This is a genomic window from Acidimicrobiia bacterium, from assembly GCA_041394025.1.
Taxonomy (GTDB): domain Bacteria; phylum Actinomycetota; class Acidimicrobiia; order IMCC26256; family JAOSJL01; genus JAOSJL01.
In genome coordinates this window covers 920,289-932,410 of sequence record JAWKJA010000002.1, presented here as the reverse complement: position 1 = coordinate 932,410, position 12,122 = coordinate 920,289, and the positions used below count along the sequence as shown (strand labels likewise).

At 68.3% G+C, this 12,122-nt stretch carries 10 protein-coding genes; 4 read left to right on the top strand and 6 right to left on the bottom strand.

What is annotated here, in order from left to right; translation table 11 throughout:
- Nucleotides 1-88 precede the first annotated feature (88 nt).
- Both R3A49_04340 and R3A49_04335 read left to right on the top strand, forming a co-directional pair.
- Nucleotides 89-1,009, top strand: coding sequence for a spirocyclase AveC family protein (locus R3A49_04340; GenBank protein MEZ5169958.1), 921 nt, complete (start codon nt 89-91; stop codon nt 1,007-1,009).
- A 288-nt stretch (nt 1,010-1,297) separates the two neighbouring features.
- Nucleotides 1,298-3,211 carry a hypothetical protein gene (locus R3A49_04335; GenBank protein ID MEZ5169957.1) on the top strand — a complete coding sequence of 638 codons (1,914 nt, stop codon included), beginning with the start codon at nt 1,298-1,300 and terminating at the stop codon, nt 3,209-3,211.
- On the opposite strand, the gene R3A49_04330 is transcribed toward R3A49_04335, so the two are convergent.
- From R3A49_04330 to R3A49_04315, 4 genes are read right to left on the bottom strand one after another with little or no spacing between them, the layout of a single operon-like run.
- On the bottom strand, nt 3,195-3,809 hold the full coding sequence (locus R3A49_04330) for a hypothetical protein (GenBank protein ID MEZ5169956.1): 615 nt from the start codon (nt 3,807-3,809) through the stop codon (nt 3,195-3,197). The genes R3A49_04335 and R3A49_04330 overlap by 17 nt on opposite strands.
- 16 nt (nt 3,810-3,825) lie before the next feature.
- Nucleotides 3,826-4,197 carry a hypothetical protein gene (locus R3A49_04325; GenBank protein MEZ5169955.1) on the bottom strand — a complete coding sequence of 124 codons (372 nt, stop codon included), beginning with the start codon at nt 4,195-4,197 and terminating at the stop codon, nt 3,826-3,828.
- Nucleotides 4,194-4,808 (bottom strand): methylated-DNA--[protein]-cysteine S-methyltransferase, encoded by a 615-nt coding sequence (locus R3A49_04320; protein MEZ5169954.1) that lies wholly within the window; start codon nt 4,806-4,808, stop codon nt 4,194-4,196. The genes R3A49_04325 and R3A49_04320 overlap by 4 nt, the downstream gene beginning before the upstream one ends.
- Complete coding sequence (locus tag R3A49_04315; GenBank protein MEZ5169953.1) at nt 4,805-5,287, bottom strand: sigma-70 family RNA polymerase sigma factor; 483 nt, start codon at nt 5,285-5,287, stop codon at nt 4,805-4,807. Before R3A49_04315 ends, R3A49_04320 begins: the two co-directional genes overlap by 4 nt.
- 607 nt (nt 5,288-5,894) lie before the next feature.
- On the opposite strand from R3A49_04315, the gene R3A49_04310 reads away from it, so the two are divergent.
- Nucleotides 5,895-7,211, top strand: a complete 1,317-nt coding sequence (locus R3A49_04310) for an AMP-binding protein (GenBank protein ID MEZ5169952.1) — start codon at nt 5,895-5,897, stop codon at nt 7,209-7,211.
- A gap of 8 nt (nt 7,212-7,219) precedes the next feature.
- Nucleotides 7,220-8,383 carry an acyl-CoA dehydrogenase family protein gene (locus R3A49_04305; protein MEZ5169951.1) on the top strand — a complete coding sequence of 388 codons (1,164 nt, stop codon included), beginning with the start codon at nt 7,220-7,222 and terminating at the stop codon, nt 8,381-8,383.
- A 31-nt stretch (nt 8,384-8,414) separates the two neighbouring features.
- On the opposite strand, the gene R3A49_04300 is transcribed toward R3A49_04305, so the two are convergent.
- Both R3A49_04300 and R3A49_04295 read right to left on the bottom strand, forming a co-directional pair.
- Complete coding sequence (locus R3A49_04300; GenBank protein MEZ5169950.1) at nt 8,415-9,890, bottom strand: aldehyde dehydrogenase family protein; 1,476 nt, start codon at nt 9,888-9,890, stop codon at nt 8,415-8,417.
- 152 nt (nt 9,891-10,042) lie between these two features.
- A complete protein-coding gene (locus R3A49_04295) occupies nt 10,043-12,109 on the bottom strand; it encodes a hydantoinase/oxoprolinase family protein (protein MEZ5169949.1) in 2,067 nt (688 codons plus the stop codon).
- Nucleotides 12,110-12,122 lie beyond the last annotated feature (13 nt).

The following is a 12,122-nucleotide window of genomic DNA, read 5'->3' as shown; positions in this document are numbered from 1 at the left end:
GGATTCAACGCCTTGTCGCCGTTTCCGCGTCCCGGTCGGAGACGACCCGGCCGGCCTCGCCTTCCATCTCGCCACGACCGGGGTTCCCGTGCGGTTCTGGATCTGGTTCAACGTCACGGTGACGCTGGCTCTCTTCACCGCGACGCTGGTGTTCCTCGTCCGGCGGGCGTTGCGCGAGGGTCGGCTGACGGCGGAGTTGGCGCTCTTCCTGGCCACGCTGACGCTCGGGTGGATGGAGGCCGTCATCGACTGGGGCGGCTTCGTCTACTACTCGCCCGACTGGCCGCACTTTCCCGAGTCGTGGCCCGTCGTTCGGCTCATTCCCGTCCTGCCCCTCCACATCCCGCTCTGTTACACCTGGTTCTTCTGGGGCGGGTCCGTCATGGGCCGTGGCCTCGCCCGCTGGGTCCTCGTCCGCCGTCCGGGTCTTCCGATCGGTGCCACGCTGCTGGCCGCCGGGCTCTTCGTGGGCTTCGCGTTCGACGCCGTCGTCGAGAACTTCTTCATCGTCGTCGGGGGGGCCTGGAACTACACCCAGGTCTGGGGGCCGTTGGCGCTGCGAGGAGGAACGGACACCCAGTGGCCTGTCTACATGGGATTCGCCATGGGGCTCACGATCTCTCCGTTGACGTATCTGCTCGGCAAGCGCAACGACCGGGGCGAGGATCTCCTGGCAGCATGGCTCGGTCGTGCCCGGGAGCGTTCACGCAGTTCCGGCAGCGGAACGGCCGGGGCAGCCACCCGCCGGCAGGTCGGGTGGGCCCGCTACCTCGTCGCATGGATCATCGTCGTCCACGTCATCTACGGCGCAGTGTCGCTGGGATACGCCGTCCTGCGGTGGAGTGGTGTCCAGACGACCGTCGGGACGGTACAGCCGTACCCCAACGGGCCGGCCTGGTACGACGACGACGTCACCGAGCCGGGCGACCCTTCGGTCAACACGGAACCGACGCAGAAATCGGTGGACGACGGTGTTCCCGACGAGAACGTACCCCCGAAGGTGGGTTGATGGCCCGGGACGCGTCCTCGGGCCACCCGTGTGTCAGCGGGAGCCGACCAGGTGGCGGTCGGCTGCCCCCGCCCGATTCGTTTCCGATGCGGTCGCGGGCCCACCGGGGCTCACGTCGATACGGGGGGTCGGCGGAGGTACAGAAGCCAGGGTCGGGTCTGGACGTCGCAGGATCCTCCGGAAGAAGCGTGCGAAGAGCCCGAACACGAACGCCGCCGCGATGCAGCAGACCATGTAACAAGCCTACCGTGGAGCAGGGACCCGGGGAGGGGCGGAATGGCGCTTGACGTGAGTACCGTCGGAGGATCCGCTGCACGGAATGGGGGTGCCTACCTCATCCCGCTCCGGCGACGCGTCACCGGCCCGGTCGTCACGTCGCGGCTTCGCCGCACGATGCTCGGTTTCGCCGTTGTGTGGGCTCTCGCGGCACTTCCGCTGCTGCTCGACGCCCGACCCGGCTGGAAAGCCTTCGGCCTCGGCCTCTTCGTTCCCGGCGGTGGATTCCTGTACACGTCGGACATCCTCCTCCTCGTCGTCACGCTCGTCGTGTTCGCGCTCGCGTGCTTCGCCTGGTTCGGAAGCGGGATGATCGTCGCCCCTCCCGCCGTCTGGGTGGGCGCAGCAGGGCTGGCAGTGGCTCGGGTGCACTCAGGCCTCTGGGACTGGGCGGAGTGGCTGGTTCCCACCCTCACACTCGCCGGCGTGGCCGTCGGCCTCCTCGTCCGGCGGTCGGCATTCCGCTCGGCCGCCCGACGTGCGGAGGAGCGCAACCGGTATCTCGCTGATCTCGTGACCCGACCCGCTTCCGCGCCACCCGAGCGCATCCCCGAGAGCAGCGCGGAGGACCTCCGGGCGGCGCGGTTCCTTCTCGACCGTGCTCTCCAGCCGCTCGGCTCCTTCGACGGCTACGACTGGATCGACCAGTTCCAGACCGCTGCGGTGCGCTACCAACTCAACTTCTCCCAGTACGCGCTGGGGCTCATGCAGCAGGAGCGCACCCCGGCCTTCTCCGGCTACCTCTCCCTTGCGCAGCGGAACCTCATCGAGAAGATGCTCGACCGACGTATCTGGGGCTTCTGGCGGTGGGAGAACCTCTGGGGAAACTTCGATGCCAATCCCGACCCCATCCGGAAGGACAACATCATGGTGTCGGGCTACCTCGGGGTGATGGTCGGGGTCTACGAGTCGAACACAGGCGACGCGAGGTTCAGTGAACCGGGCGCACTCACCTTCCGGTGGAACGACCGGCGTGCGTTCCCCTACTCGTTCGGGACGGTCTCCGAGGCCGTGCACCGCAACTTCATGGCGACACCCCTCGGGATGTTCCCGTGCGAGCCCAACTGGGTGTACTCCGCGTGCAACACGTTCGGTATGAACTCGCTACTGCTCCACGATCGGCTGCACGGTACGACCTTCGCCGATGACGTCCTGCCGAACTTTGCACGCTCGATGACCGACGAGTTCATCACCGCCGACGGGCGGATCACGGCGATTCGCTCCAGTCGCCTCGGCCTCACGATTCCGTCGCTGACCTCGACGATGGCCGACGCCGGCAGCTCCCTGTTCCTCAATGCCAGCCTGCCCGATACTGCTCGACGCACGTGGGAGATGATCCGCCACGATTTCGTGGACATGTCCGGTGACGGTGTGGAGATCGAACTCCGTGGCTGGGACAAGCTCGACGTCGGGAACTACAGGCGCTCCGATGTCACCGCCCATGCGATGGTCATGTGTGCAGCACGTGAGCACGGTGACGACGAGGTCTACGACGCTGTCAAGTCGGCTGCCGACGCCAGGTTCGAACCGCAGGACGTCGACGGTGTCGGCGGGTACGCCAAGGCGTCCACCAACGTCAACGCCATGTTCACGATCGCCCGGTTCGGGCGTACGGGTGCCTTCCGCGACCTGGTCACGAGCGGTCCCGACGAGGCGACCACCACCGGCCCCGTTCTCGACGCAGCCCCGTATCCCGACGTCCTGGTGGCCCGGGCGGTCACCGACGGCACGGGTCTCGACCTCGTCCTGCGGTCGGGCAACGGCGGTGGGCGCCACCCACTCGAGATCGCCCGCCTGCAACCGGGTGCCACGTACAGCGTGAGAGGTGCGGTGAGCAACGTCGCCACGGCCGACGGCGAGGGGCGCGCCCGCATCGAGGCAGACGTCGCCGACCGGGTCGAGGTGGCGATCACCCCGAGGGTCTGAATCCGGTCTCGGGTCCCGCCGACGACGAGGCCCGGTCCGGTTTACGGCGAAGGTCTGCCAGCCGTTCCCGGGCCTGTGCGAGAGCCTCCTCGAGCCGAGCGATCTCGCCGAGAAGTGCGGTCTCCTTGTCGTCGGGCGCCAGTTCGATCCGGGTCGGATGGCTGCGCGTCCCGACACGGTCGACGCGTGCCCGCCCCGAGTCGACCAGTTGACCGAGCGCGCGGCTCACGCTCGGTGCGCCGACATCGAGGTCGCGGGCAACCTCGACGAGCGGTTGTTCGACCACCCCGCCCTCGGAAAGACCGTGGAGGTGCTCGAGCAGGCGTTCTGCGAGCGGAGCTACCGCATCGTCGGCCGGCTCAACGGGCGTGGTGTCGATGATGTCGATCCGGGTCGGATGACGGCCGTGACCGCGTTGCGCGACCTCGACGCGACCGGCATCGACGAGGATGCGGAGAGCCCGCGAGACGCGTGTCGGCGAGAAGTCGAGCTCCGATCCGATCTCGTGCATGAACCCGACGAACGCGCCACCCTCGGCGGCGTCGGTCAGACAGGTCAGGAGTGCATTGGCGCTTTCGAGCGACGGACGCGGTGCCATCGTCAGGTGGTCCCGTTCACTCCGACACCAGACCCCACCGTTCCAGGACGGTCGTGAGCAGCGATACACCGTCGCCACCCGGGTGGTCGGGCGGCCGGGCGCGCTTCACCGTGAATTCCTGCAGGAAGGACGGCGCACCGTAGCGGAGCTCGCGGAACTCCGCGCCCGCCGAGAACTCGTCGAGCTGACGACGGGTTCCCTCCAGGACGATCAGCGCCGCCTCGCGTGACAGGTCACCGTCCTCGAAGCCGTACCAGCGAAACGCCGAGAGCGCCCCCTCCCCGATGGCTCCATCGACATGGCTGAGGAACGTGTTGACGAGCTCCAGCGCCTCCGTCTCGCGTCCGTATGCGGGATGGCCGAGCGTCAGGAGAATGGCACCACTCATGGGGAGACAGGATACGACTCGAGGTCGAGGAGGAACTTCTTGACGTCGAGACCGCCGCCGTAGCCGCCGAGCGCCCCACCGGCACGGAGAACGCGGTGGCAGGGGATCACGATCGGAATCGGGTTGGCGCCGAGCGCGCTCCCGGCCGCACGCGCCGCCCGACGGTTCCCCGCCTCTGCCGCGATCTCGCCGTAGCTCGACACCTGTCCGTAGGGGATCTGCTGCGTTGCGCGCAGGACCGCCTTGCCAAAGCCGTGGATCAACTGCCTGTCGAGTGAGAGATCGAAGCGCGTTCGCCGGTGGTCGAAGTACTCGTCGAGCTGTCGGGCGACGTCGTCGAGCCGGGCCGGAACCTCCAGGATGCACGGCGAGATGGATGCCGCCAGCTCCTCGAGGACGTCGTCGGTGCGCTCCCGCACATACGCCAGACGGACCAGTCCCCGGCGCGTCGATGCCGCCGTCATCGAGCCGAGGGGAGTGTCGATCGTCGTGTAGGCGACCGTTGCCTGCTCACCCGACTCCTCGGTGAACGTCTGAGCAGCACGCGTGGCCGCCCCGCGCACGTCCTGCGTCCGAATACCCCGCAGCCGCTGCTCGGTCGTGTCGTTCACGGCGCCAGCTCCTTTCGCAGCTTCTTCACACCTTCGTGGCAGTTGCGACGCGCGGCCACCTCCGTGCATCCCGTGAGCTCGCCGATGCGTCGGTACGTGAGATCGTTGACGTAGCGGTGCACGACGGCATCTCGCTGCTTCGGTGGCAGGGCCCCGACCGTCTCCCACAGCTCGTCGTCGTGGTCGGACGCGTCATCGTCGGCCGCGCCACGGTTCGAAGGCATGGCGGCCAGGAGTTGTCGCCGTCCGTGCCGCCGTGCCGACGAACGGTGATGGTCGAGGGCCTTGCGGTGCGCCACGGTGAGGATCCAGCCGCGGAGGTTCTCGTCGTTGCGCAGCCGGGGGTAGGCACGCATCGCGGAGAGAAACGTCTCCTGGAAGCAGTCGTCGGCGTCATGCGGCCCGACGGAGGCCACCAGGAACCGGTAGACGGCCTCGCTGTGCTGGTCCAGCAGGCGCTGGAACGGTGGAAGGCTCACGGATGTACAACGACCGGGCGCCGCGATTCGTGACACGCGATCTTCGGCATCTTCTCCGCCATAGCGGCGAGTCTACGGACGTGCTGGAGTAGCGTCGTCGGGGTGGGAGTACCGTCGTCGACCACCCGGGGCCGTCGGGACGTGCCGGCTCCGGGTGAGGCACCGATGCCGGCCTCCGACGCCGCGGCGCTGGTACGGAGCAACGGGACCGATCTCGGCACGCGAGACCGTCCCGCGGTGCTCTTCGGGAAGCGGACCTGGACCCACGCCGAGTTCCTCGCCGAGTCGATCCGTTTCTGCAACCTGTTCTGCCGGCACCGTCGCCCGGGTGCGCCCTTCCACATCGCGGTCCTTCTCGACAACACCCCCGACTACCTGTTCGCTCTCGGTGGCGCTGCGCTGTCCGGAGCCACGATCGTGGGCGCCAACCACACCCGGCGGGGCGGCCACCTCGCTCGCGACCTCCGCTCCACGCACTGCGGGATGTTGATCACGGAGCCCCGCCACGTCCCGTTGATCGCCCCGGTTGTCGACGACCTGGGAATCGACACGAGGAACCGCTTCGTCTCGCGTCGCTTCGAGGAACCGAATTCCGGGGAAGGCGAATGTGCCGGGGAAGGGAAGCGGCGACCGGGACGTGGGGTCGGACTTCGGTGGCGACCTCACCGCTGCGCTCGCCACCTCCGACACCACCGATCCCGGGATCGAGCCCGGGCCCGACACGCAGTGGGCGCTCATCTTCACGTCGGGGACCTCCGACGCGCCCAAAGCCGTCATCTGCTCCCAGCGTCGGCTCATGGTGACCGGGACGCGCATGGGGATGATCATGGGGCTCACGGCCGACGACGTGGGCTACGTCTCCATGCCGTTGTTCCACTCCAACGCCCTCATGGTCGGATGGGCACCGGCCTTCGTGCTGGGCGCAGCGGTCGGTATGGCCCGGAGATTCTCCGCCTCCGGGTTCCTGCCCGACGTACGTCGCTACGGCTCGACCTACTTCAACTACACGGGGAAGCCGCTCGCCTACATCAACGCCACACCCGAGCGTGACGACGACGCTGACAACACTCTGCGGGTGGCGTTCGGTAACGAGGGGTCCCCCGGGATCGTGGACGTTTTCTCCCGACGTTTCGGCGTGGAGGTCATCGATTCCTACGGGGCGACCGAGGGTGGCGTGGCCGTCGACCGTGCTGTGGAAACGCGGGACGGCGCTCTGGGTGTCGCCGGACCGGCCGTACGGGTCGTCGACCATGACGGCACCGAGTGCCCGCCGGCGGTCTTCGACGCCGACGGTCGTCTCACCAACGCCGCCGAGTGCGTGGGTGAGATCGTGAACACCGCAGGAGTCGGTCCGTTCGAGGGCTACTACAACAACGACGAGGCCAACGAGGCCACGACGCGGTTCGGGTGGTACTGGTCCGGTGATCTCGGTTACCTCGACACCGATCGCTACCTGTACTTCGCGGGCCGCAATGCAGACTGGATCCGCGTGGACGGTGAGAACTTCCTCGCCCGCCCCATCGAGGAGGCGGTGACGCGGCATCCCGACGTCGTGCAGGCGGTGGCTTTCGGTGTGCCCGACGCGCAGGCGGGCGACCAGGTCATGGTGGCGCTCGTCCTTGCCGAGGGTGCGTCGTTCGACCCCGAGGCATTCACCACCTGGCTGGAGGCACAGGAGGACATCGGGCCCAAGTGGCGCCCCCGCTACGTTCGTGTGCTGTCGGATCCCCCGACCACCGGAACGAACAAGATCGTGAAACGCACGTTGGTCCACGAGAAGTTCCGGTCGGACCGCACCGGTGGAGACCCGTGCTACGTCCGCGTGCGGGGCGATGCCCTGTACCGGGCATTCTCCTCCATCGACGAGGAGGCACTGGCCGCGGAGTTCGGGCGTTTCGGGCGTACACGGTTCTGGGATCTGTGACCGGCGGCATGGATCTCTCCCTCACCGACGCCGAGCAGCAGTTCTCTGCCGAGATCCGACGATGGCTCGACGAGAACCTCGAGGAGCTCCCGGCGTTCGACTCCCTCGACGACGAAATCGCCTGGGGCCGGGAGTGGCAGGCCCGCCTGGCGGCCGATCGCTGGATCGGGATCCACTGGCCGACCTCCTACGGGGGCAGGGGAGCGACGCCGGTCGAGGTCGCCCTCTACAACATGGAGTACGCGCGCAGCCGCGCCCCACAGCCGGTGAACCGCGTGGGCATCAACCTCGCCGGCCCCACGTTGCTGGCACACGGCACAGACGACCAGAAGAGCCGGTGGCTCCCGGCGATCCTCTCCGCCGAGCACATCTGGTGCCAGCTGTTCAGCGAGCCTGGTGCCGGCTCCGACCTCGCGTCGCTCGCGACCCGGGCCACACCCGTCGACGGGGGATGGCTGCTGAGCGGCCAGAAGGTGTGGACGAGCTACGCGGGTCATGCCCGGTGGGGGATCTGCCTGGCGCGCACCGACGCCGATGCCCCCCGCCACCGGGGGATCAGCTACCTCGTCGTCGACATGACCGCACCCGGCATCGACCTACGACCGCTCGTGCAGATCACGGGTGAGGCGGAGTTCAACGAGGTCTTCCTCGACGAGGTGTTCGTCGCCCGTGACCAGTTGATCGGTGAGCTCAACGACGGCTGGTCGGTGGCGAACACCACCCTCGCCCACGAGCGTGGTACGTCCTTCCCGTTCAAGGAGCAGGTGGTGCACGAGGTGTACCTCGACGCGCTCCTGGCCCGTGCACACCGGGACCACCGTCTCGACGATCCTGAGGTCTCCGACGCACTCGCCCAGGCGTTCGTGGACCTTCGCGTCCTGCGCCTCCACAACTGGCGCACGTTGTCCCGGCTCGCCCGGGGGATCGAGCCGGGGCCCGAGTCGAGTTGGGTGAAGCTCGCCTGGAGCGACATGACGCAGCACCTCTCGGACACGGCCCTCGACGTCGTCGGGGAGGCCGCACCCCTGTGGGCGGGGGCCGACAGGGTCCCCGACGATGGGGCATGGCAACGCCAGTGGTTGTGGAGCAGGGCCGCGTCGATCGCGGGCGGCACCTCTGAGGTGCAGCGCACGATCATCGGCGAGCGGATCCTCGGTCTGCCCCGCGCGTAGCGGGAGCCGGTCCGAGCCCGGTGGTGTGCCCCTACCGCAGGAGCGTGCGGACGATCTTCTGCTTCGTGGCCGTGTAGGGCGGGTACATGATGGGCGGGTCGATCAGGGTCGGCCTGTCCATCACGCTCTTGAAGTGGGTGAAGGTGTCGAAGCTCGCCTTTCCGTGGTAGGCACCCATGCCACTCTCCCCCACACCGCCGAAGGGCAAGTTCGCCGAGGCGACGTGCATCACCGTCGCGTTGATGCAGGCACCACCGGAACTCGTCTGGCGCAGAACCTGCTCGACACGGCCGTCGTTCTTGGAGAAGACGTACAGAGCCAGGGGCTTGTCGCGTTCGTTGACGAACTCGATGGCCTCGTGGGTGTCGTTGACGGTGAGAACGGGGAGGATCGGCCCGAAGATCTCCTCGTCCATGAGGGCGGAGTCGGCGTCGACGTCGCGCACGATGGTCGGAGCGATGTAGCGGGTGGAGCGATCGGATTCTCCGCCGACGACCACCTTCGAGTCGTCCTCCTTCTCGATCAGGCCCGTGAGACGGTCGAAGTGGCGTTCGTCGATGATGCGCGCGAAATCCGGGCTCTGGCTCGGGTCGGGACCGTAGAACTCGTCGATGACGTCCCGCATCGCGTCGAGGAGCCCGCTCTCGACCGACCGGTCTGCGAGCACGTAGTCGGGTGCGATGCACGTCTGGCCGGCGTTCATGAACTTGCCCCACACGATGCGCCGTGCCGCCACGTCGAGATCGACGTCGCTGTCGACGATCACAGGGCTCTTGCCGCCGAGTTCCAGCGTGACCGGCGTGAGGTTCTTCGCCGCGGCTGCCATGACGATCCGGCCGACCGTTCCGTTGCCGGTGTAGAAGATGTGGTCGAAGCGCTGCTCGAGCAGCGTCGTGGTCTCGGGAACACCACCTTCCACGACCGCGACGGCGTCGGGGTCGAGGTAGTGGGGGACGGCCTCGGCCAGTGTGGTCGACGTGGCCGACGAGACCTCGGAGGGCTTCAGGACGGCCGTGTTGCCGGCTGCCAGCGCCCCGGTGAGGACCTGGAGCAGGAGCTGTACCGGGTAGTTCCATGGGCCGATGATGCACACGACGCCGAGGGGGTCGGGGTAGATCTTCGAGGTGGCGGGCTGCGACGACAGCGGGGTGCTGACACGCTTCGGCTTCATCCAGCTCTTCAGGTTCTTGAGGGCGTACTTCGCATCGGCCGACGGGATGCCGAGATCGGCCATCCACGCCTCGTGGACGGGCTTGCCGAGGTCTGTGGCGAGCGCCTCGACCAGCTGCGTCTCCCGCTCCGACAGGAGCGCGATGAGGCCCTCGAGCTGGCGGCGTCGCCACTCGTAGGGGCGCGTGACCCCCGTGTCGAACGTCGTGCGAAGCCTTTCGACGACGCCGGGGATGTCGGTCGTGGCACGGGTGGGCGAACTGTTCGAGCCCGTCGACGAGCTGCCGGGTGCGTGAGCGTTCCTGTCGGTGTCAGTGGATGTCGTGGTGACGGCCATGGGTGTGCCCCTCTCGTGTCTTCCCCACAGGATGCCGCGCGAGGCACGCTGGGTCGAGGCGGGGGCGACGGCACACTTGTGTGCCGCCCCGGCCGGCTCCCTCGCTCGGGTTCGGTCGCCGGTCGTCGCGGCGGCTCAGGCAGGCGAACCGGCTACCGGAGCGGTGTGACCACGTAGTTGCCGTGGTCGTCGGTCGTGGCGCCGGCCCCGGGCGGGACGACCACGACCGTGAACGGCTCCTCGATGAGGGCGGGGCCGTCGATCGACACACCTGCTCCGAGCAGTGGCCCGTCGTACACCGGTGTCTCCACGAAACCGTCACCGAAGTGGGCGCTGCGGGTTCCCGTGCGTGCGGCGTCGGCATCGCCGACGTCGCCCATGTCGGTGAGGCGGCCGGGCTTGGGCGTTGTGCCCCGTGCGGTGAGCCGCACACCCCGCACGACGGGTTGCTGGTTGCGGAAGGCGAAGCCGCGGTCGCTCTCGTGGAGATCGTGAAAGCGCTTGGCGAGATCGAGGAGCCCCGTCTCGTCGAGCCGCTCGGCCTCTGGCGCCGGAACGCTCATGTCGAAGTTCTGCCCCGGATACGCCATCTGCACGAACACGTCGACGGCGAGCTCGTCGTCGTCGAGCCCGGCCGGGCCCATCTCCTTTCGCGCCTCCGCGTCGAGCTCGCGCATGAGGGACGTCAGCGTCGACGGGTCGACCTGGGACAGGGGGACGACGTGGGACCGCAGCACGTCGACGACGTAGTCGGCCACGAGGACACCCAGCGCCGAGAAGGCCGGTGCGGCCTTGGGCACGAGGATCGTGCGCGTTCCCAGCTGCTCGGCGATGGCCCAGGCGTGCACGGCGCCGTTGCCGCCGTAGGCGATGAGAGCGAGGTCACGAGGATCCCCACCGTGACCCGCGAGCACCCGGCGGGTCGCGTTGGCCATGTTGGCGTTGACGATCCGCTCGATGCCCCAGGCGGCGTCGACGACGTCGAGCCCGAGTGGCTCCGCCACCGACCCGTGGATCGCCGAGCGCGCGGCATCGACGTCGAGGGTCATCGACCCGCCGGCGAACCTGTCGGTGGGCAGGTAACCGAGCACGAGGTCGGCGTCGGTGACGGTGGATTCGGTGCCGCCCCGTCCGTAGCAGGCGGGCCCCGGTGTGGATCCGGCACTCTCGGGCCCGACGAGCAGGGCGCCCTGGCGAACCCGGGCGATCGACCCACCGCCGGCACCGACGCTCTGGACGTCGACCATCGGCATACCGATGTAGTAGCGGTACCGCCAGTTCCAGTCGGTCTTGATCTCGGGCTGCGCATCGCGCACGAGGCACAGATCGAAGCTGGTCCCCCCCATGTCCATGGCCACGAAGTCGGTGATGCCCACGCGCTGTGCGTCGACCGTGGCTCCCATCACACCGCCGGTCGGCCCCGACGCGAGGACGGACACGGCGCGTCGAGCAACGTACTCGGGGGTCATGACGCCACCGGTCGACTGCATGATGAGCAGCGGTCCGTCGTAGCCGGCTGTGCGCAACTTGTCCGTGAGGCGCGACACGTAGCCCTCGATCCGGGGGGCCACGTAGGCGTTGACGAGCGTCGTCGAGGTCCGCTCGAACTCCGGGCCGCGGGGCATCACCTCGTGCGACAGGGACACGTGCTCGACGTCGGGGTACTCCTCCCGGATGATCTCCGCGGCGCGGTTCTCGTGGTCGGGGTTGACGAAGCTGAAGAGGAACATGACGGCGATCGACCGGACCCCCAGGGACTTCAGGCGCCGGACACCGGCCCGGACGGCGTCCTCGTCGAGGACCTGGATCTCGCGACCCGTGTGGTCGAGACGTCCCGGAACCGGGATGCGGGCGCGTCGTCGGGCGATCGGTGGGGGAGCGGGGTGGCTCGGGTCCCAGATCTCCTCCTTGTGGACCCGTCGCATCTCGATCTCGTCGCGGTGCCCCTCTGTCACGAGAAGACCCGTCGGTGCCCCGTCCATCTCGATCATCGTGTTGTCGGCCGTCGTCGTGCCGTGCACGACGATGTCGAGTTCGGCGCAGAACTCCGGGAGAGGGAGCCCGAAGCGCGTTGCCAGGTCCTCGAGGCCGTTCATGACGCCGGTGGACTGGTCGTCGAGCGTCGACGGTGTCTTGTCGAGAACGATGGAGCCGTCGGGGGTGACACAGATGAGGTCGGTGAAGGTTCCCCCGACGTCGACGCCCACGCGATAGCCCATCAGCGCCGTTCCC